This window comes from Micromonospora sp. NPDC051196 (assembly GCF_040682415.1).
In the GTDB taxonomy this organism is placed as follows: Bacteria; Actinomycetota; Actinomycetes; order Mycobacteriales; family Micromonosporaceae; genus Micromonospora.
The window spans coordinates 36,024-58,495 of sequence record NZ_JBFBAY010000015.1; the positions used below are offsets into that span (position 1 = coordinate 36,024).

At 72.0% G+C, this 22,472-nt stretch carries 4 protein-coding genes; all 4 read left to right on the top strand.

All coding sequences use genetic code 11. The features are described 5' to 3' along the window. Positions 1 to 148 precede the first annotated feature (148 nt). Genes AB0M35_RS24145 through AB0M35_RS24160 form a run of 4 tightly spaced genes read left to right on the top strand, consistent with a single transcriptional unit; the run spans position 149 to position 22,471 of the window. Entirely contained in the window at positions 149 to 2,851 is a 2,703-nt protein-coding gene (locus AB0M35_RS24145; protein WP_363748043.1) for an amino acid adenylation domain-containing protein, read from the top strand. Continuing rightward, entirely contained in the window at positions 2,851 to 5,982 is a 3,132-nt protein-coding gene (locus tag AB0M35_RS24150; protein ID WP_363748044.1) for an amino acid adenylation domain-containing protein, read from the top strand. The genes AB0M35_RS24145 and AB0M35_RS24150 overlap by 1 nt, the downstream gene beginning before the upstream one ends. After that, entirely contained in the window at positions 5,979 to 12,239 is a 6,261-nt protein-coding gene (locus AB0M35_RS24155) for an amino acid adenylation domain-containing protein (RefSeq protein ID WP_363748045.1), read from the top strand. The genes AB0M35_RS24150 and AB0M35_RS24155 overlap by 4 nt, the downstream gene beginning before the upstream one ends. Then, a complete protein-coding gene (locus AB0M35_RS24160) occupies positions 12,236 to 22,471 on the top strand; it encodes an amino acid adenylation domain-containing protein (RefSeq protein ID WP_363748046.1) in 10,236 nt (3,411 codons plus the stop codon). The genes AB0M35_RS24155 and AB0M35_RS24160 overlap by 4 nt, the downstream gene beginning before the upstream one ends. Position 22,472 lies beyond the last annotated feature (1 nt).

The window sequence follows — 22,472 nt, forward strand, 5'->3', positions numbered from 1 at the left end:
TCGCATCGTGCTCAATGGGGTGACCCCTGTGCTCCGCACGATAGGAGATGCCAGCGCTGATCCACTGCCCGCATGATCCATTGCTGGCGAGGCGGCAATTCCCCAGGGGAAGGACATCGCTGTGGATCACCGAAGAAATGCACGCACAGTGCACGAGGCGGTCACACGATGGGCCCGGCAGACGCCGGATGCACCCGCCGTCACCTGTGCCGACGGCACGCTCACCTATCGCGACCTCGACGAACGGGCCAACCGGCTGGCCCACCACCTGCGTCAGCTCGGCGTACGGCGAGACGTCGTGGTCGCGATCCACCTCGATCGAGGTCTGGACCACTACGTGGCACTGCTCGGCGTCTTCCGGGCCGGCGGCGCCGTGCTGCCGCTCGACCCCGGCTACCCCGACGCCCGCCTGCGGTACATGCTGCAGGACAGCAAGGCGCAGGTACTGCTCACCCGGGCGGCGCCACCCACGGTGACCGACTGCACCGTGGTGCGGTTGGATACCGTCGCCGCACGCCTCGCCGCGCTGCCGGCCACCTCGCCAACCGAACCGGCGGGCCGCGCCGACCTGGCGTACCTGATGTACACCTCCGCCTCGACCGGTCCGCCGAAGGGTGTGCAACTGGAGCACGGCGGCATCGCGGACCTGTGCGACTGGCACATCGCCGCGCTCGGCCTGACCGAAGCCGACCGGGGATCGCTGGCCGCCCCGCTCAGCTTCGACGCGTCGATCCTTGATCTGTGGCCGGTGTTGAGCGTGGGCGGGCATGCCATCGCGATCTCCGACGAGGACCGTGCTGATCCGGATGGCCTGCTGCGGGCGTTACGGGACAACCACGTGACAGTGTGCTTCCTGACCACCGCACTGGCCGAGATCTTCCTCGCCCAGCCCGATCTGGGGACCCTCCCGCTGCGGTATCTGGTGACCGGCGGCGAGGCACTACGGCGACGCCCCCGTCCCGGCCTGCCGTTCCGCTTGATCAACATCTATGGTCCGACCGAGACGACGGTGTACGTCACCTCGGCGGTCGTCGCCGACTCGGCCAGCGACGACGGGCCGATCCCGATCGGCCGTCCCCTCGGCGAGATCGACGTCCAACTGCTCGACCCGCACGGCCGACCGGTGCCCGAGGGCGACACCGGAGAGATCGTCGTCGCGGGTACCGGGGTGGCCCGGGGATACCGCGGGCGGCCGGACCTCACTGCCCAGCGCTTCGGCGTGACCGGCGGCCGGCGCACGTACCGGACGGGTGATCTGGCCCGACGCAGGCCGGACGGCGCCTTCGAGTTCGTCGGCCGGATCGACCGCCAGGTGAAGATCCGTGGGCACCGCATCGAGCCCGACGAGATCGAACGCGTGCTGCTACAGCAGCCGGATGTCCGGCAAGCCGCCGTCGCTGCGGTCCGGCCGTCGCCGGAGACAGCTCAGCTCGTCGCCTACGTCGAGCCCACCCCAAACCGGGCGGCGGGCACGGCCGGCTGGTCCCCCCTTACGCAGCCCGCCGGAAGCGACGCCGCCACGGTGGCCAGGATCCGGGCACTGGCACCGGAGTCGCTGCTCGAGATCGGGCCGGGGGTACCCGGCCTCAGCGAGGTGTGCGGGTCGCACATCCGGCTTGATTCGGTGGCCGGGCTCGCGGCGTCGCCACACACCGGCTTCGCCACCGTGCTCATCGACGCACACGCCTCGGGCCTCGGCTCGGTCGGCGACGTGCTGGCTGCCGTCGAGCGGGCGACGCGGCTCACCTCGGACGGCGGTACGGTCGTGGTCAGCGGCGTACGGTCACTCGCCCTGCTGCCGGCCTTCCACTGCACGGCCGAACTGGCGGCGGCGCCGGATGACACCACGTGCGCCGAACTCCGCTGGCGGACGTACGCCCGGATGCGCGCCGACACAGCGTTGGCGATCCACCCCGCGGCCTTCGCCGATTCGACGGCGGTGGCGCACGTCGTGCCACGCTTCGACCGGGACGGGCCGAGCCGCTACGACGTGCTGTTCCACGTCGGTGAGACGCCACCGGCGCCGGAGTTCGACTGGCTCGACTGGACCGGCGACGGGCTGGATCTGGCCGTGCTCCGGGCGCGGCTGCGCGCCGGGGAGCATCGGGTGCTGGGGGTACGGGCCATCCCGCATGCCCAGGCCGCGATGCGATTCGCCGCCTGGACGGCCGCCGCCGGTGAGACGACGGCCGACGTGCTGCGGGCCCGCGTTCGGTCGGCTGCCGGCTTGCCGTCCATGATCGACCTGCACGCGCTCACCATCGGTCTGCCCTATCGTGTCCGGCTCAGCTGGGCGGCGGGACGGCCGGACGGCTCGGTGGATGCGGTATGGCTGCACGACTGCGTACCGGAGCCGGCCGGGATCCCGTGGCCGGGTCCGGAGACCGTCCCCGACGTGCTCGCCACCGGTGCACCGGCCCCAGGCCGGGACGACGACCTCCGGCTGCACCTGCGCCGAGCGTTGGCGGCACGACTCGCCCCGTACGAGATGCCGGACGTGTACGTCGTACTGGACCGTCTCCCGCTGACCCCGGTGGGCAAGGTCGACCGCAACGCGTTGCCGCCACCGCACTGGCTCGACGGACAGCGCCCGTCCTCGGCCGCGCCCCGTACCCCCGTCGAGCAGGCGGTGACCACGCTGGCCGAGCAGGTTCTCGGCCGGGCGGGTGCCGGCCGCGACGACGACCTTCGCTCGCTGGGCGCGCACTCGTTGACCCTGGCTCAGCTGTCCGCCCGGATCGTGCGGCAGTTCGGCGTACACGTGCCCGTACGGGAACTGCTCGCGGCTCCGACGGTCGCGGCCATCGCGCAGCGGATCGAGGCGTCCGCCGACCGGTACGAGGTGGTCTGATGTCGGCACCGCTGTCCTTCGCCCAGCACCGGTTGTGGTTCCTGGACCAGCTGCATCCCGGCGCCACCGGCTACAACATCCCGACCGCGCATCGGGTACGTGGCCCGCTGGCGCCGGATCTGCTCGCCCGTGCCCTCACCGAGGTGGTCCGCCGGCACGAGGTGCTGCGATCCGTCGTGGCGGAGGAGCATCCTGGGCAACCGGTACACCGCATCCAACCGTCGCAGGACGTGCCGCTCCCGGTCGTTTCGGTCGGCGGCGGGACACCGCAGGAGCGGCTGGCGCGAACCGCGGAGCTGGCCCGCGAGCACGTCCTGCAACCGTTCGGGCTGCGCCGCGGCCCGCTGCTGCGGGCGCAACTGTTCCGGATCGACGAGGACGACCATGTGTTGCTGGTCTGCCTGCATCACCTGGTGGCCGACCAGTGGTCACTCTCCCTGCTGCTGCGCGAACTCTCCGAGCTGTACGCGGCGTACCTGCTCGACTTCCCGTCGCCGCTGCCCGAGCCGGCCGTGCAATACGCCGACTTCACCCGGTGGCAGCGGGAAACGCTGACCGGCGACAAGCTCGACCCGCAGCTGCGGTACTGGCAGGAGCGACTGTCCGGGTTCGCCCCGTTGGAACTGCTCACCGATCGGCCCCGGCCTCCGGTGCAGTGCTGGGACGGCGCCCGGGCCCGACACCGGATCCCGGCACCGGTGCTGGACGCGGTACGCGACCTGGCCACGCGGCACGACGTCACCCTGTTCACGGCGGTGGCGGCCGGGCTTTCGGCGGTGCTGGCCCGCCACACCGGTCAGGGCGACATCGCCTTCGGTGCCGCCATCGCTCACCGCGACCGCCCCGAGTTCGAGGATCTGCTCGGCTTCTTCGTCAACACGGTGGTGCTGCGCACCGACCTCTCCGATGACCCGTTTTTCACCGACCTGCTCGCCCAGGTTCAGGAGACGGCCTTGCAGGCCCGGGAGAACCAGGACCTGCCCTTCGAGCGGCTGGCCGACCTGCACAGCCCGGACCGGGACCTGAGCCGGCCGCCGCTGGTGAACGTCGTGCTCTCCTTCCTCAACACACCGGCCGACCCGCTGCGAATCCCCGGATCGACGGTCGCCGAGTTCGTCTTCGACCCCGGCGTGGTCAAGTTCGAACTCGACGTCATGGTGTCCGAGCTGGACGGCGACCTGGTGGTGGACGTCGACTACCGCAGGGACCTTTTCGAGCCGGTCACGATCGAAAGGCTGCTGCGGCATCTGGAACGGGTGCTCATTGCGGCGGCTGAGAACCCGGCAAGGCCGGTGTCCATGCTCCCGTTGCTGGCGCCCGCCGATGAGGCCGACCTGTTGGTCTGGGGCAATGCCGACACACCACTGCACCCACCGGCGAAGTCCGTGCCGGAACTCTTCGCCGACCAGGTCGCGGTCCGCCCGGACGCGCCGGCGGTGCGGCACGGAACCGAGGTGCTGACCTACGCCGAACTCGACGCGCAGGCCGAGCTGATCGCCGCCGCGGTACGGGCGTACACCGGCGAGCGGGCCCCGTGCGTCGGTGTCTGCCTGGACCGCTCGATCGATCAGGTCGCCGCCCTGCTCGGCATCCTCAAGGCAGGCGGCCACTATCTGCCGCTGGACCCGGGCTACCCGGCCGATCGGCTCTCCTATCTGCTCGGTGACGCCGGCGCCGCCGTGGTGGTCACCGGCACCGCGTACGCGCAGCGCACCCCCGGCTGGGACGGGCCGGTGATCCTGGTGGACTCCCTGCCTACGGAGGTTCCCCGGCCGGCACCGCCGGCGGCCGGTCCGGAAGACCTCGCGTACGTCATGTACACCTCGGGTTCGACCGGCCGACCCAAGGGTGTCCGGGTGCCACATCGCGCCGTGGTCCGGTTGGTGCACGAGACCGACTACGTCAGCCTCGGGCCGGGTGAGCGGGTCGCCCACAGCAGCAGCATCTCCTTCGACGCCGCCACCTTCGAGATCTGGGGTGCCCTGCTCACCGGCGCGGAGTTGGTCGTCCTGTCGAAGGAGACGGTCGTCGAGCCGGCGGCGCTGGCCCGGGACCTGCGCCGGTACGGCGTCACGGTGCTCTGGATGACCTCCTCGCTGTTCAACCACACGATCGGTGAGGTGCCGGACGCGGTCGCCGGCATCGGTACGGTGATCGTCGGCGGCGAGGCGCTCGATCCCTCCGTCATCCGCACCGTGCTGTCCTCGGGACACGCACCGACCCGGCTGCTCAACGGGTACGGCCCCACCGAGAACACCACCTTCAGCACGACGCACCGGATCACCGAGGTGCCGGACGACGCGGTCGCGGTGCCGATCGGCACACCGATCCGCGGCACCCGCTGTTACGTGACCGACGCGGCGCTTCGCCTGGTCCCCGTCGGCGTACCGGGCGAGCTCTGCGTGGCGGGTCTGGGCCTGGCGCACGGCTACCTCGGGGACCCGACGCTGACTGCGGAGAGATTCGTGCCGGACCCGTACGGCAGCCCCGGTGACCTGCTCTATCGCACCGGCGACCTGGCGCGGTGGCGCTCGGACGGCACGCTCGACTTCCTCGGCCGACGCGACAACCAGGTCAAGATCCGTGGCTACCGCGTCGAGCCGGGCGAGATCGAAGCCCAGCTGACCGCCCAACCCGGCGTCCGCACCGCGCTCGTGCTGGTCCAGCCGGGCGACGGTGGGGCCCGGCTGGTCGCCTACGTGGTCCCGCACGCCGCCGCCGACATGTCGGTGACCGCCCTACAGGCCGGGCTGGCGCAGACCCTTCCCGGTCATCTGGTGCCCAGCGACATCGTGCTGCTCGACCACCTGCCGCTGAACGCCAACGGCAAGGTGGACCGGGCCCGGCTGCCGGAGCCGGTTCAGGCCGGTCCGGGGGCGGATTTCGTCGCGCCGCGTTCCGAGCTGGAGAAGACGATCTGCCGGGTCTGGGCCGACCTGCTCGGCGCCACCGAGATCGGCGTCACCGGCAACTTCTTCCATCTGGGCGGCAACTCGCTGCTCGCCACTCGCGTGGTCGGCCGCCTGCGTCGCGAGTTCGGCGTCCGGATCAGCGTACGAACGCTGTTCGACCACCCCACGGCCGAGGCGTTCGCCGCTGCCGTGCGAGAACTCAGGGGGGCACGGAGATGACCACCACCGAGACGCCGGCGACGAGCGTCCAGGAACGGATGTGGTTCGCCGAGCGGATGGAGCTCGACGTAGGCCTCTACAACGTGCCGTTCGCGTGGCGGATCCGAGGCCATCTGGCGGCCGAGGCACTCGAACTGGCCGTGACACGGATGATCGAGCGGCACGAGATCCTGCGGACCACGTTCACCGAACGCGACGGCCGGCTGCACCAGCAGATCGGCGACGCCTGGCGGCCCGGCCTAGACCGGATCGACCTGCGCGGCGAGCCGGACGCCGACGAGAAACTGTCGGCCTGGTTACGGGGCGCCGCGCGCCGCCCGTTCGGCATGGACGGTGACCATCTGCTCCGCATCGGCCTCGCCGACCTGGACGGGTCGGAACAGGTGCTGTCCCTGTGTGCGCACCACCTGGTCTGGGACGCCACGTCCTGCCAGCTGTTCCTGCGCGAGCTGAAGGACTGTTACGACGCGGCTGTCGGGGACGTCGGCACGGGCGACGCCCGGCCGGTCGGCACGGTCACCCGGGCCGCACCGGCACGTCCCCTTCCCGAACTGTTCCTCGACCAGGTCGAGCGCACGCCGGAGCGTACCGCGCTGGTCTTCGACGGTGCGTCGCTGAGCTACGCCGAGGTCGGTGGTCAGGCCCGGGCCGTCGCGGGCCACCTGGCCGCCCGCGGTCTCGGCCGCGGCGACCTGGTCGGGGTGTACCTCGACCGCTGCGCCGATCTGGTGCCGACGCTGCTCGGCGTACTGCTCTCCGGTGCGGCTTACGTGCCGCTGGACCCGATCTATCCGCCGGAACGCATCGCCGGCATGCTCGACGACGCCCGCGTGAGCCTGCTGATCGCGCACCGGATGCCGGGCCCCGAGATCGCCGCCACCGGCGTCGAGACCGTGCTGCTCAGTCAGGTGCTGGCCAGTGGGCGGTCGGCCGCCCCGCAGGCGGTGACCGGGGACGACATCGCATACGTCATCTACACCTCCGGCTCGACCGGGCAGCCCAAGGGGGTCCGGGTCACCCATCGCGGGCTGGCGAACCTGTTGCGCTCCATGGCCGGCCGACCGGGATTCGGCGCGCAGGACACGATGCTCGCCCTCACCACCGTCTGCTTCGACATCGCCGCACTCGAACTGTTCCTCCCGCTGATCACCGGAGGCACGGTGGAGGTGGCGCCCGCCGAGACGGCGCGCGACGGCGATTCGCTGGTCCGGCACCTGTCCCGGTCTCGGCCCACCCACGTCCAGGCCACCCCGGCAACCTGGCGGATGCTGCTGGCCGCGGGCTGGCCGGGCGATCCGGGGCTGACCGTCCTCTGCGGCGGTGAGGCGCTGCCGCGCACGCTCGCCGACGAACTGCTGCCGCGCGCCCACGCGGTCTGGAATCTCTACGGCCCCACCGAGACGACCATCTGGTCGACCGCGAGCCGGGTCGCCCCCACCGGCCCGGTCACCCTGGGTGAGCCTGTCACCAACACCACCCTGCACGTGCTGGACGACGCCATGCGCCCGGTGGCGCCGGGTGCACACGGCGAACTGTGGATCGGCGGTGACGGGGTGGCCGCCGGCTACCTGCGGCGTCCCGAACTGACCGACGACAGGTTCCGCCCGGATCCCGCCGATCCGCACGGCGGCCTGCTCTACCGGACCGGCGATCTCGTCCGGGCCCTGCCCAGCGGCGAGCTGGAGTACGTCAACCGGGTGGACAACCAGATCAAGCTGCACGGATTCCGCGTCGAACCGGGCGAGATCGAGACCCTGCTGCGGGAACGCGCCGAGATCAGCGATGCGGTGGTCCTACTCGGCGACGACGAAACCCTGACCGGCTACCTGGTCTGCGACGGCCCGCCGCCGTCCCCGGCGCACCTGCGCGCCTTGCTCGGCCGGAGGCTGCCCGCGTACATGATCCCGACGGTGTTCCGGGTGGTGGACGCGTTCCCGTTGACGGGCAACGGCAAGGTCGACCGACGACAGCTGCGGGACCGGGGCGCACGACTGGCATCCGGCCCGTACGCCGAGCCCGCCACCGCGACCGGCCGGCTGCTCGCGCAGATCTTCACCGAGGTGCTCGGGTGTCCGGCGCCGGGCGCCGACGACTCCTTCTTCGACCTGGGCGGCCACTCCCTGCTGGTACCCCGGCTCACCACGGAGATCGCCGCCCGTACCGGGCTGCGGATCACGGTGCGCGACCTCTACCGCCTACCCCGGCTACAGGAGCTGGCCGACCATCTGGACGCGGCCGCCGACTCGGCGCTGCCACCGGCGCCCACGCCCGGCGGGCCCGGCATCCCGGCGTCCAGCATCCAGGAGCAGATGTGGCTCGCTGAGCAGCTGGACGCCACCGGACCGGTCTACAACGTGCCGCTGGCCTGGCGGATCACCGGCGCGCTGGAGCCGGCCGCGCTGCTGGCCGCGCTCACCGCCCTGATCGACCGGCACGAGATCCTGCGGACAGCCTTCCACCACCGCGACGGCCGGCTGCACCAGGTGGTGACCGCACCCTGGGTTCCCGAGCTGGAGCAGGTCGACCTGGGGTCGCTACCGCAGGCGCAACGGCAGGAACGGATCAGCGTGCTGATCGACCAGGAGGCGCAGACCGCCTTCGACCTGGCCGTCGGCCGGCCGCTGCGCGCCCGCCTGCTGGCGACCGCACCCGGTGAACACGTGCTGCTGCTGTGCCTGCACCACATGGTCTTCGACGCGCAGTCACTGCCGGCGCTGCACCGCGACCTCAATCACGGCTACACCCGGGCCCTCGGCCTGCCCACCGCCGACCTGCCACCACCGGTCCAGTTCAGCGAGGTGACCCGGTGGCAGGACGAGGAGCTGGCCGGGGTGGCCGGCGAGGATTCACTCGACTACTGGGTCGACCGGCTCAGCGGCGCCCCGGACACGCTGAGCCTGGGTGCGGCACCGCAACGATGCGAACCGCACGGCGCCGTAGCCGTACCCTTCTCCCCCGACTTCGTCGAGCGGACCGCATCGCTGTGCGACGAGCACCGGGTGTCCTGGTACATGGTGACGGTGGCGGCGGTTGCCGCCTGGCTGCACCGCAGTTGCGGGGCCGACGATGTCACCTTCGGCCTGCCGATGGCCAACCGGGAGCCCGAGCACTTCGCCGACGTGCTCGGTCCCTGCCTGAACACCGTGGTGCTGCGCTCGGAGGCGACGGACTCGACCAGCTTCACCGACCTGCTCCTCGACATCCGCGACGCCATGCTCGACGCCTTCGAGCATCAGGCGGTGCCGCTGCCCGCCGTACTGGACCGGTTGCAGCCCCGGCGCCGGTACGCGCACACCCCGTTTCTGGACGTCGCGCTGAACCTGGTCACGGGCGACGCGGCCGGGCACCCGCTGGGCCCGGCCACGATGGCCCCGATGCCGTTCGACCGCTGGCAGCACGAGGCGAAGTTCGGGCTCACGGTCACCTTCGTCGAGGACGGCGGCCGGCTCAGCGGCGTTCTGTCGTACCGCGGCGACCGGCACACCGCGGCCCGGGCCCGGCGCCTCGCCCAGCGGCTCGGCCGGATCCTCGACCGGATCACCGACCTGGCGCGGCTGCCGCTGGCCGAGATGCTGCCGTCCAACCGCCCGCAGTTTCGGGACGTCGCGCTGGCGCAGGCCGACGAACGCGCCAGCACGGCCGGCCGGGAAGCCCTCGATGAGTGGGCGCGGCGGCTGTCCGATGCTCCGGCTTTTCCGGCGCTGACCCCGCCGCTACGCCACGGGCCACCGGGCTCGGCGGTGATTCCGCTGGACCCGGCGGCGCTGAGCCGGTTACAGGGCATCCGGACCGAGCACGGCGTGTCCTGGTTCATGGTGGCCGCCACCGCGCTCGCCGCACTGCTGCACCGGTGGACCGGGCAGCAGGACATCACCTTCGGCTGCCCGGTGGCGAGCCGTGACGAGTTCCCCGACGTGCTGGGTCCATGCCTCAACACCGTCGTACTGAGATCGCAGTGCGACCCCGGCACGACCGTACGCGATCTCCTGCTCGCGATGCGCGAGACCGTCCTGAGCGCGTTCGACCACCAACGGGTGCCTTTCGAGGACGTCGTCGACCGGTTGCGGCCGCCCCGACGGCCGGGCTGGACACCGTACGCCGACGTGGTGCTGGCCGCGACCGCCGCGGGACCGGCGACCGTGTCGCTGGGCGGTGCCACCCTCACCCCGATCGAACTGGACCACGCCGGTGCCGGGTACGCCGCCAAGTTCGGCATCACGGTCGGGTTCGAGGAGATCGAGGGCCGGCTGCACGGCACGCTGCTGTACCGCGGCGACCGGATCACCGACGGCGAGGCGCAGCGGATGGCCGCCTGGCTGGGCCGTCTCGTCGACTCCTTCGCCACCGTCGCCGACCGTCCGGTGGACACACTGGACCTGACCGACTCCGGTGACCTGGCGGAACTCGCCGGTTTCGAGCAGACGGCGCCGGCCGGCGAGGCGACGACGGTGCCCGCGCTCTTCGCCCAGCGGTGCGCCGCTCAACCCGACGCGCCAGCCGTGCACTTCGGCGGCGGTGTGCTCAGCTACGCCGCGCTGAACCGGCGGGCCGCGTCGCTGGCCGCCACGCTGCGACCGCTCGCCAGCGGGCCCGGGCCGGTGGTCGCCCTGGTCCTGCCGCGCGGCGCGGATCTGGTGGTGGCCATGCTGGCCGCCTGGCAGGCGGGCTTCGTCTTCTGCCCGCTGGACCCGGTGTACCCCGACGCCCGAATCCGGTTCATCCTCGACGACCTCGGCGCGAGCGCAGTGGTGACCGACAACCCGGCCCGGCTGTCGGGCGCCGTGCCGGCGCGTACCGCGATCGTCGATGTCCGCGACGTACCCGACGCCGATGCGGACGTGCCGCCCACGCCGGTTGATCCGGACTCGACGGCGTACGTGCTCTACACCTCGGGCACCACCGGGGAGCCGAAGGGTGTCGCGTACAGCCACGGGAGCCTGGCGCACGTGACCCGATGGCACGTCGACACCTTCGACGTCGGGCCGGGCGACCGGGTCAGCCAGATCCACAGCGTGGCGTTCGACATGACCCAGTACGAGGTGTGGCCCGCGCTGTGCGGGGGCGCGCAGTTGCTGCCGTACGAACGGTCGGTCGTGGTCCCGGAACTGGCGGCCTGGTTGCAGGAGCGGGAAGTCACGATGTTCTTCGCGCCGACGCCGGTGGCCGAGGCGCTGTGGACGGCCGGCGCCGCCCCGTCGTCGCTACGGTGGTTGTTCTTCGCGGGCTCGGCGCTGACGTCGCTTCCACCGGCCACGCCGTACCGGATCTGCGACGCGTACGGTCCGACAGAGACGTACATCACCACCACCCACGTGCTCGACCCGGCCACGGCGACCGCACTCAACTGCGTGGGGCGGCCGATCGACGGGGTACGCCTGTACGTGCTCGACACCGCCGGGCAGCGCTGCCCTGTCGGGATGCCCGGCGAGATCCTCGTCGGCGGGGCGACCGTGGCGCAGGGCTATCGGGGGCGCGACGAGCTGACCCGTGACCGGTTCAGCGACCGGGATCCGGACGGCCGCCCGGGGTGGGTCTACCGGACCGGCGACCGTGGCCGCTGGCTGCCGGACGGCACGCTGGAATACCTGGGCCGGCTGGACCGGCAACTCAAGATCCGTAGCTACCGCATCGAGCCGGCGGAGATCGAGGCACAGCTGCTGCTCGATCCGCAGGTGCACCAGGCGGTGGTGCGCGGCTTCCCGGGCGAGGCCGCACCGCTGGTCGCCTATCTGGTCGCACCGCCGGGCGGCGCCCCGCAGACCCCGTCGGTGCTGGCCCGGCTGAAGACCCGGCTGCCGGAGTTCATGGTGCCCAACGCCGTCGTGTGGCTGCCCGCCCTGCCCCTGAACCATCGCGGCAAGCTCGACGAGCAGGCGCTGCCCCGGCCTCGCCGCGAGGACCGGGTCGGGCAGACCACCTGGACCGCACCGGCTACCGCGACCGAGCAGCGGATCGCCGCGGTGTGGTCGGGGGTGCTCGGCCTGGACAGCATCGGCGCACACGACAACTTCTTCGACCTCGGCGGCAACTCCCTGTTGCTGGGCACCCTGCACGCCCGACTGGAACGCGAACTGTCGATCACCCTGCCGATCCGGCGCCTTTTCGAGCACCCGACCGTGCACGCCCTCGCGCAGGCGCTGGCCGGCGGAGCACCCGAGCCGTCGGCCGCGGCGGATGTCCGTGGCCGGGCACAGCGTGCGCAGCGCGCCCGCCAGGCCCGGTCCGCCCGATCCGCGAAGACCGGAGGACCCTCATGAGCGAGAACGACGCGATCGCCATCGTCGGCACGGCCTGCCGGCTGCCGGGTGCCGCCGACACCGGGGCGTACTGGCAGAACCTCCGGGCGGGCGTCGAGGGGATCCGCCGGTTCACCGTCGCGGAACTGGTCGCCGCCGGGGTGGAGCCGGCACTGGCGCGGCATCCCCGGTACGTTCCGGCGCGCGGCGTACTCGACGGCGGTGAGTGCTTCGACCGGCGTTTCTTCGGCTACAGCCCGGCCGAGGCCACCGCCATGGATCCGCAGCAGCGGGTCTTCCTCGAAACGTCGTCGGTGGCGCTCGACGACGCCGGCATCGACCCGCAGCGCTTCGGCGGTTGGATCGGCGTCTACGCCGGCTGCGACATGATGAACCCCGCGCTGCAGGGGTCCGACGGCGACGGGCTGTCCCGCATGATCGGCTACGACAAGGACTACCTGGCCACCCGGGTCGCCTACAAGCTCGGCCTGCGCGGCCCGGCGATCACCGTCCAGACGGCCTGTTCCACCTCGCTGGTCGCGGTGCACCAGGCGGCGCAGAGCCTGATGAACTACGAGTGCGACGCGGCGTTGGCCGGTGGCGCCTCGCTGTGGCTGCCCCAGGTCACCGGCTACCTCTACGAGGAGGGTTACATCGAGTCGGCGGACGGGCACTGCCGCCCGTTCGACGCCTCGGCCAGCGGCACCGTCGGCAGCAGCGGCGTCGCCGTGGTCGTGCTGCGGCGGCTCTCCGACGCGCTCGCCGACCGGGATCGGATCGTCGCGGTGATCCGCGGGTCCGCGTTGAACAACGACGGCGGCGAGAAGATCGGATACAGCGCACCCTCGTTCGCCGGGCAGCGCGACGTCATCCAGTTCGCGCACGCGCAGGCCGGCGTGGCGGCGCGCGACATCTCGTACGTGGAGGCGCACGGCACCGCCACCCGGGTGGGCGACCCGGTCGAGGTGGCCGCGTTGACCGCGGCTTTCCGCGAGTCCACCGACGACGTGGGCTTCTGCTGGCTCGGCGCGGTGAAGAGCAACATCGGCCACACCGGCGCGGCAGCCGGCGCGGCCGGCCTGATCAAGACCGCGTTGCTGTTGCGGCACCGCGAGCTGGTGCCCACGCTGCACTTCCGGCGACCGAACCCCGGCCTGGAACTCGACAGCACGCCGTTTCGGATCGCGACCGACCGCAGGCCGCTGCCCGCCGAGGGCCCGTTGCTGGCCGGAGTGAGCGCGTTCGGGGTCGGCGGCACCAACGCGCACGTGGTTCTCGAGTCGCCGCCGGTGTCGCCGAGACGGGCCGCGACGCCACGGCCCCGGGTGTTCTGCCTGGCCGGAACCACCGCACCGGCGGTGCGTACGATGCGCACCGAGCTGGCCGGGCACCTGGAGTCCACCGACGACCCGCTGGACGACGTGGCCTTCACCCTCGCCACCGGGCGGCGCCGGTTCGCGCACCGCAGCGCCGTGGTGGCGACCGACCGCGCGGAGGCGGTCCAGGCGCTGCGCTCGGGTGCACCGCCGGTGCGGGCCACCGCCGGGCGCGACACCGCCTTCCTGTTTCCCGGCACGAGCGTGCTCAGGTCCGGGTTCGGCAGCGCCGCCCACCGCCACCTGCCGGTGTTCCGCGAGGTGTTCGACTCCCTGGCCGCCGAGGCAGGCGAGCGTTTCGGGATCGACATCGGCACCGTCCTGCGCCCCGGCGACCACCAGGAATGGCTGCGCAGCCTGATGCACGAGCAGCTCGCGCTGTTCGCGCTCGGGTTCTCGTTCGCCCGACAGTTCCAGGAGTTCGGCATCCAGCCGGTCGCCATGCTCGGCCACAGTGCCGGCGAGTGCGTCGCCGCGGCCGTCGCCGGGTTGTGGACTCCCTCCGACGCGCTGCGGTTCGTGCACGAGCGCGGCCGGCTCCTCGGCGACGCCGAACCCGGCCGGATGCTGGCCGTGCACGCGCCGCCGGAGGAGGTGCGGGCGCTGGTGACGGCCCGGCCGGGGCTGACCGTGGCGATCGAGGCGCCGCAGTACTCGGTGTTGGGTGGGCCGGTCGAACTGATCGAGGCGTTGCGGGCCGACGGCGTCAGCGACCGCGTGCTGGATCTCGGCGCGGCGTACCACACCACGGCGGTCAGGCCGGCTGCGGACCGGCTGCGCGAGGTGGCGGCGCAGATTCCCACCAACATGCCGTCGTTGCCGGTGCTGTCGAATCTCACCGGCGGCTGGGCGGATCCCGCGGCGCTGGTGGGGGGCGACTACTGGGCCGACCACGCGGTGAACACGGTACGGCTGTCCGACTGCGTGGACACCCTGCTCGCCGGGTCGTGCCGAGTGTTCCTGGAGTTGGGGCCCGGCCAGACCATGAGCCGCATGGTGCGGGCCCACCCCGCGTGGAGCACGGATCATCTGGCGGTGCCGCTCGCCGGTGCTGTGCAGGACGGCGAGGAACAGGGCCTGCTCGCCGGGCTGGCCCGGTTGTGGGAGCGCGGCTTCGAAATTCCGGTTCAAGACCTGCTGGACGAGGCGAGTCGGTGCGCGCTGCCACCGCACCCGTTCGAGCGGATCGACTGCGAAGGTACGCGGCGCCGGCTCGCCACCCCGGGCTCCGGAACACGCCGGCACGACGTTCTCGTGACCGTCGGCGACGTCCCGGCACCGGAGTTGCTCACCGCGATGGCCGCCGAACCGACAGGCGTTCGGCGCTGCACCCTGAAGGACGCGCCGGCCGCGACGGCGGGCGCGACCGCACCCGCCATCGCAGTGGCGGTCGGAGCGGACGCCGGCGGGCAGTTCCAGGCCGAGCTGGTACGGCTCACCGCCGAAGCCGCACCCGCCGGCGTACGCGTCATCCTGCTCGGCCGGGGCCTGCTCGACGGTGGCCCGCTGACCGAGCTGGTCGAGGAGCTGCGCCGGACAGCCTCGATCACGGTGTTCGATCTCGACGGTGGCGAGGCGCCCACCCGCCCACCGACGGGCGGCGCCGGCGGGGTGCACGCTTGGCGTGGCGGCCGCTGGTGGGCCCTGGACGAGGAACCGCACGACACCGAGCCGGTCACCGAACCGCCGGCCGGCCCGGACGACACCGACGAGGTGGTGGCGCACGAGCCGCTCGACGGGACCGAGGCCGCGATCGCGGCGGTGTGGCAGAGCCTGCTCGGGCTGGACCGGGTAGGCAGGCACGACGACTTCTTCGAGCTGGGCGGGCACTCGCTGCTCGCCACCCAGCTCGCCTCGCGGCTGCGTGTCCGCTTCGAGCGGGAGATTCCGATCGAGGCGGTGTTGAACAATCCGACCGTGGCCGCGCTGGCCCTCGCTGTCGATGCCTCCGGCGTCGGCCGGCGGCGGGGCATCGCCGCCCGCTCGGACCGCGACGAGCCACTGCCTGCCGCCTTCATGCAGCGGCGGCTGTGGTTCCTGGAGCAGGCCGGCGTCGACAGCGCCTACACGATCCCGCTTGTCCTGGACATGGACGGCCCTCTCGCCGTCGACACGCTGCGCGCTGCCCTCACCGAGGTCGTCCGGCGACACGAAGTGCTGCGCACGGTGCTGATCGAACACGACGGCGAGCCGATCCAGGTGGTCCGGCCCGCCGCGCCGGTAGATCTGGCGCTCATCGACCTCTGCGCGGCGGACGAACCCGAGCGGCGGCTCGCCGACGCTCTGCGCGACAGTTTGCGGCAGCCGTTCGACCTGGCCAGCGGCCCGCTGCTGCGCGCGACCCTGTACCGGACCGGCGAGGACCGGCACGTCTTCGCGCTTTCCATGCATCATGTCGTCATCGACGGCTGGTCGATCGACATTCTCTGCGACGAACTCGGTCGCCTGTACAACGCCTTCCTGGAGCACCGCGAGTCGCCCCTGCCCGAACTGCCCGTGCAGTACGGCGACTTCGCCCTGTGGCAGCGGGACCGGCTGGCTGACGTTCTCGACACCGGGCTGGCGTACTGGAAGGGCCGTCTCGCCCATCTGTCCGGCGAGCTCGAACTGCCGACCGACCGGCCGCGGCCTCGGGTGCAGACCTACCGCGGCGCGGTGACCGACCGGTGGTTGTCGGCCCAGCTGCGTACCGATCTGGAACAACTCGGCCGACGCCACGACGCCACGCTGTTCATGACGTTGCTGGCCGGCTTCCAGACCCTGTTGCACCACTACAGCGGGGCTACGGAAATCTGTGTCGGTACGCCGGTCGCCGGGCGTACCGAGGTCGAACTGGAACGCATGATCGGGTTCTTCGTCAACACGCTGGTGCTGAGCGCCCGGCTCGACCGCCGGATGCCTTTCACCGAACTGCTGGCGCAGGCCCGGGAAACCGCGCACGGCGCGTTCGCCCACCAGGAGGTGCCGTTCGAGCGGCTGGTGGAAGAGCTGAATCCGGTCCGTGACCCGAGCCGAAATCCGCTGTTCCAGGTCATGTTCAACCTGCTGAATCTGAACGACAAGCCAGTGGACCTGACCGGTGTGCAGGTGCGGGAACGCCTGGATGTGGGCCCGGGTGGCGCGCTGGTCGATCTGTCGCTGGACGTCTATCAGCGCGGCGACGGCCTGCTGTGCCGGCTGGAGTACAACACCGATCTGTTCGACGAGGCCACCGCCGAGCGGATGCTGCGGCATTTCGAGACCCTGCTGACCGGGATCGCCGCCGCGCCGCAGACGGAACTCGGCCGGTGCCCGCTGCTGTCGGACGCGGAACGCCGGCAGGTTCTCACCGAGTGGAACGACACCGCGCATCCCGTCGCCCGGGTCACCATCCCGGAGTTGTACGAACGCCAGCTTCCCACGGTGGCGCACCTGCCCGCCGTCGTGGCCCGGGACGGCCGGCTCACGCACGCCGAACTCAACGCCCGCGCGAACCGGTTGGCACGTCACCTCGCCGGAGCCGGCGTCGGGCCGGAGGACCGCGTCGCGCTGATCCTGCCGCGTACCAGCGAGTTCGTGGTCGCGATCCTCGGCGTACTCAAGGCGGGCGCGGCCTACATCCCGATCGACCCCGGCCTGCCCGGTGACCGGATCGCCGCGATGATCGAGGACGCCTCCCCGGCGATGGTGCTCACCGAGGTCGGCGACGACCTGCTGGCCGGACAGCCGGACGGCGACCTCGGCCAGCGGGAGCGGGTACAGCCGCTGCTGCCGGAACATCCGGCCTACCTGATCTACACCTCCGGCTCCACCGGGCGACCCAAGGCGGTCGTGGTGGAGCACCGGAATCTGGCGAACCTGCACCACGAGCACCGCACCACCCTGTTCGAGCCGATGGCGGCGCGGGTACGCCCGGTCCAGGTCGCGATCACCGCCTCGTTCTCCTTCGACACGTCGTGGGAGGAACTGCTGTGGCTGGTCGACGGGCACACGCTGCACGTCGTCGACGAGGAACGGCGGGCCGACACCGACGCCGTCGTCGCCTACGTCCGCGAGCACCACATCGACTTCCTCGACGTGACCCCCTCGTACGCCCGGCCGCTGCTCGCCGCCGGGCTGCTCGACCAGAGCGGATACACACCCGCGCTGCTCTCGGTGGGCGGCGAGGCGATCGACGCGCCGCTGTGGGCCGAGATCAGCGCCGCGACCCGCACCAGCGCTGCCAACTACTACGGCCCCACCGAGTGCACGGTGGACGCCCTCCGCAGCCCCATCACCGGAGACCGGCCTGTCTCGCTGGGCCGCCCGCTGGCCAACACCCGGGCGTACGTGCTGAGCCCCGATCTGCAACCGGTGCCGCCCGGCGTGGCCGGTGAGCTGTACCTGGCGGGCGCCGGGCTGGCCCGGGGCTACTTCGGCCGGCCGGGGCTGACCGCCACGCGATTCGTCGCCGACCCGTTCGGCCCGCCCGGGACACGGATGTACCGCACCGGGGACCTGGTGCGCTGGCAGGCCGGGGGCACGCTGGAGTACCTCGGCCGCACCGACGACCAGATCAAGATCCGCGGGTTCCGGATCGAGCCGGGTGAGATCGAGTCGGTGCTCACCGGGCACCCGGCGATCGCGCACGCGGTCGTCGTGGCTCGCGAGGACCGGCCCGGTGATCCACGCCTGGTCGCCTACGTGGTGCCGGAGGCGGGTGCAGATCCGGATCCGGGCGAGCTACGCGGGTTCACCAGCCGGTCGGTTCCGGACTACATGGTGCCGGCGGCGATCGTACCGATCGACCGGATCCCGATGAACACCAACGGCAAGCTGCACCGCGACGCGTTGCCGGCGCCGCTCTTCACCGTCGCGGCGGACTCCCGCCAGCCGCGCACGCCGGCCGAACAGACACTGGCGAGCCTGTTCACCGAACTGCTGGCGGTTCCGACGGTCGGCGTCGACGACAACTTCTTCGCGCTCGGCGGGCACTCGCTGCTGGCCACCCGGCTGCTCACCCGGATCCGGTCGGTGTTCGGCGCGGACCTTGCGGTCCGGTTGCTGTTCGAGGCGCCCACCGTCGCCGGACTGGCCGAGCGGCTGGCCGCCGCCGGGCGGGCCGCCGACCGGCCGGCGCTGCGCGGCGTCGACCGCCCGGCGGTTCTGCCGCTGTCCTTCGCCCAGCAGCGGTTGTGGTTCCTGCACCGGCTGGAGGGCCTGGCCCCGACCTACAACCTGCCGTTCGCGCTCCGGCTGACCGGCACACTGGATCACCAGGCGCTACGGGAGGCGCTCGCCGACCTCACCGGCCGGCACGAGGCGCTGCGAACCATCTTCCCCGACGTGGACGGTGAGCCCTGCCAGCTGATCCTCGACGCCGGCACGGCACGGCCCGAGATGGTGGTGACCGACGTCTCGCCCGGCTCGCTGGCGGACGCGATCGCCGACGCCTGCGGCACCGGCTTCGACCTGGGCAGCGAGCCGCCCCTACGAGCGCATCTGTTCCGGCTCGCCGAAGACGAGCACGTGCTGGTCGTGGTGCTGCACCACATCGCCGGCGACGGCTGGTCGCTGGCACCGTTGACCCGCGACCTCGGCACCGCGTACGCCGCCCGGCTGCGCGGCACCGCACCGGACTGGCCCGCCCTGCCCGTCCAGTACGCGGACTACACCCTCTGGCAGCGCCGGTCGCTCGGCAACGAACACGAGCCGAACAGCACGCTGGCCGCGCAGATCGCCTTCTGGCGCGACGCCCTCCAGGGCCTCCCGGAAATGCTGGACCTTCCGACGGACCGGCCCCGCGGAGCAATCACGGATCACCGCGGCGGGGTGGTTGCCTTCCGCCTCGGTGCCGACGTGCACACCGCACTGGCCGGGTTGGCCCGCGAGCACGGATGCACGCTGTTCATGGTGCTCCAGGCCGGGCTCGCCACCCTGCTGACCCGCTCCGGCGCCGGGACCGACCTGCCGATCGGTACGGTCGTCGCCGGTCGCCACGACGAGGCGCTCGACGACCTGATCGGGTTCTTCGTCAACACGATCGTGCTGCGCACCGACACGTCCGGCGACCCCACGTTCAGCGACCTGCTGGCCCGGGTCAAGGGAGGCACCGTGGCCGCGCTGGCCCACCAGGACCTTCCGTTCGATCGTCTCGTCGAGATCCTCAACCCGGTCCGGTCCCTCGCCGGCCATCCGCTGTTCCAGGTGGCGCTGGTCCTGCAGAACACCGACGACGCCGAGATCACCCTGCCTGGGCTGCGCGCCGAACCCGAACCCGTCGGCGGAGTCGGGGCGAAGTTCGACCTGACGTTCAACCTGAGCGAGGACGGCGACGGCGTCGACGGCGAACTCGAGTACCGCACCGACCTGTTCGACCGGTCCACCGCGGCTGCGCTGGCCGACCGCTTCGTGCGACTGCTGACCGCCGCCGCCGCCGATCCACAGACCCGGATCAGTAAGCTCCCGCTGCTCTCCGCCGAGGACCGGCGCCTCGTGCTACCGGCCGAGGATGACCGGTCCGTGCCGCTTCGCACCTTCCCCGAGTTGCTGGAGACCACGATCGCCGCGACCCCGGACGCGATCGCGGTGGTCGACGAGCACGTGGAGTGGACGTACGCCCAGTTCGGTGCGCGGGTGGACGAACTGGCCGGGATGTTCGTCGCACACGGTGTCGGCCCGGAGGACGTGGTGGCGCTGGCGTTGCCACGATCGGCGGACCTGATCGCCACCATGCTGGCGGTGCAGCGGGCCGGCGCGGCGTACCTGCCAGTCGACCCGGAGTATCCCGGTGAACGGATCGCGTACCTGCTGAGCGACGCCGCACCCGTGCTGATGGTCACCACCGGCCCGATCGCCGCGACGCTTCCGCCGCACCGCTGCCCGGTCCTGCTGCTCGACTCGGCCGAGCCTGGTGAGCCGCTGCGGCCCGGTGTCGCACCTCGGCCGTCGCCCTTGAGCCCCGCGTATCTGATCTACACGTCCGGTTCCACCGGTAAGCCGAAAGGCGTGCTGGTCCCGCACGCCGGTCTGGCCGCCCTCGCCATGGACCAGGCGGAACGGTTCGGCATCGGTCCGGGGGACGCCGTTCTGCAGTTCGCCTCGCCCAGCTTCGACTCGTCCGTGTGGGAGATGGTCATGGCCTTCTCGGCGGGGGCACGGCTGGTGCTCGCGCCGGCCGACCAACTGATGCCGGGACCGGCCCTGGCGCAACTGCTGCACCGACGTGGGATCACCCATCTCACGTTGCCGCCCTCCTCACTGGCCACGCTCGACCCGGACGAGGTGCCTCGGGATCTCACCGTGCTGGTGGGCGGTGAAGCCTGCCCGGCGGACCTGGCGGCACGCTGGTCGACCGGGCGATCCTTCTACAACATCTACGGGCCGACCGAGGCGACCAGCGTCGCCACGGTCAGCGACCCGCTGACCGGTTCGGGGGCACCTCCGATTGGCCGAGCCGTACGCGACATGCGCCTGTACGTCCTGGACAGCTCACTGCAACCGGTGCCGCCCGGGATCACCGGCGAGCTGTATCTGGCCGGTCCCGGACTTGCCCGCGGCTATCTCAACCGGCCGGGGGCGACCGCGCAACGGTTCGTCGCCGACCCGTTCGGTGCCCCGGGTGACCGGATGTACCGCACCGGTGATCTGGTGCGGTGGCGTGACCGCAACCTGGAATTCCTCGGCCGGATGGACGGCCAGGTCAAGGTGCGGGGCTTCCGGATCGAACTCGGTGAGATCGAGAGCGTGCTGACCGGTCACCCCGGCGTGGACCGGGCCGTCGTCGTGGTCCGCGAGGATCGGCCCGGCGATCCGCGTCTGGTGGCGTACCTGATCAACACGCCGGGCACCAGGACGACGTCGGCCGAGCTGCGGGAGTGGCTGCGCAAGATCGTCCCGGCCCACCTGATCCCGTCGGCCTTCGTGACGCTGGACGCCTTCCCCGTCACTCCGAACCGCAAGCTCGACCGCGCGGCTCTGCCGGCACCGGAGTTCACCGCGACCAGCCGCGCCCCGCGCACTGCCCGTGAGGTCGCCCTGTGCGGCCTGTTCGCCGAGACGCTCGGCCTGGAGCGGGTCGGGGTCGACGACGGCTTCTTCGAGCTCGGCGGTCACTCCCTGCTGGCGGTCAAGCTGATGAGCCGGATCGGTTCGGCCCTGGGCGTGCAGCTGACGATGCGGGCGCTGTTCGCCGCGCCGACCCCCGCGGCCCTGGCCCGCCAGTTGGACCGGGCTGCGTCGCCCTCAGCGGCCGGCGACGTCCTGCTGCCGATCCGGCGCGCCGGCAGCGCACCGGCCCTGTTCTGCGTCCATCCGATCTCCGGCCTCAGCTGGTGCTACGCCGGCCTGCTGCCCTACCTGCCGGACCATCCGGTGTACGGCCTGCAGGCGCGCCGCTCGCATCCGCCGGCCGATCTCGACGAACTGGTCGACGACTACCTGGCCCAGATCCGGACGGTTCAGGCGGGCGGCGCGTACCACCTGCTCGGCTGGTCGGCAGGCGGGGTCATCGCGCACGCCGTCGCGTGCCGGCTGCGGCGCGACGGCGAGCAGGTACGGTTCCTGGCGTTGCTGGACTCGGCGCCGATCACGGCAAGCGGCGACGTGGCCCGTGAGGCGATCGCCATGGCCATCGGCGACGACGTCGGTGCCACCGGCATCGACCTCGAGTCGCTGATCGACAGCGGCGTGCACACCCACCGGATCCTGGCGCAGACGGCACCGGGCGTCTTCGACGGCAACGCCGTCCTGCTGACCGCCACCCGCGACGGCGACTCCGCAGCCGCCACCTGGCGCGATCACGTCACTGGCAATCTCGACGAGCACCCCATCGACTGTCACCACACGACGATGATGCGCCAGGGTCCGCTCACCGAGATCGGCCCGATCATCGCCGCCGAACTCAAGCGTTCCCGATGAC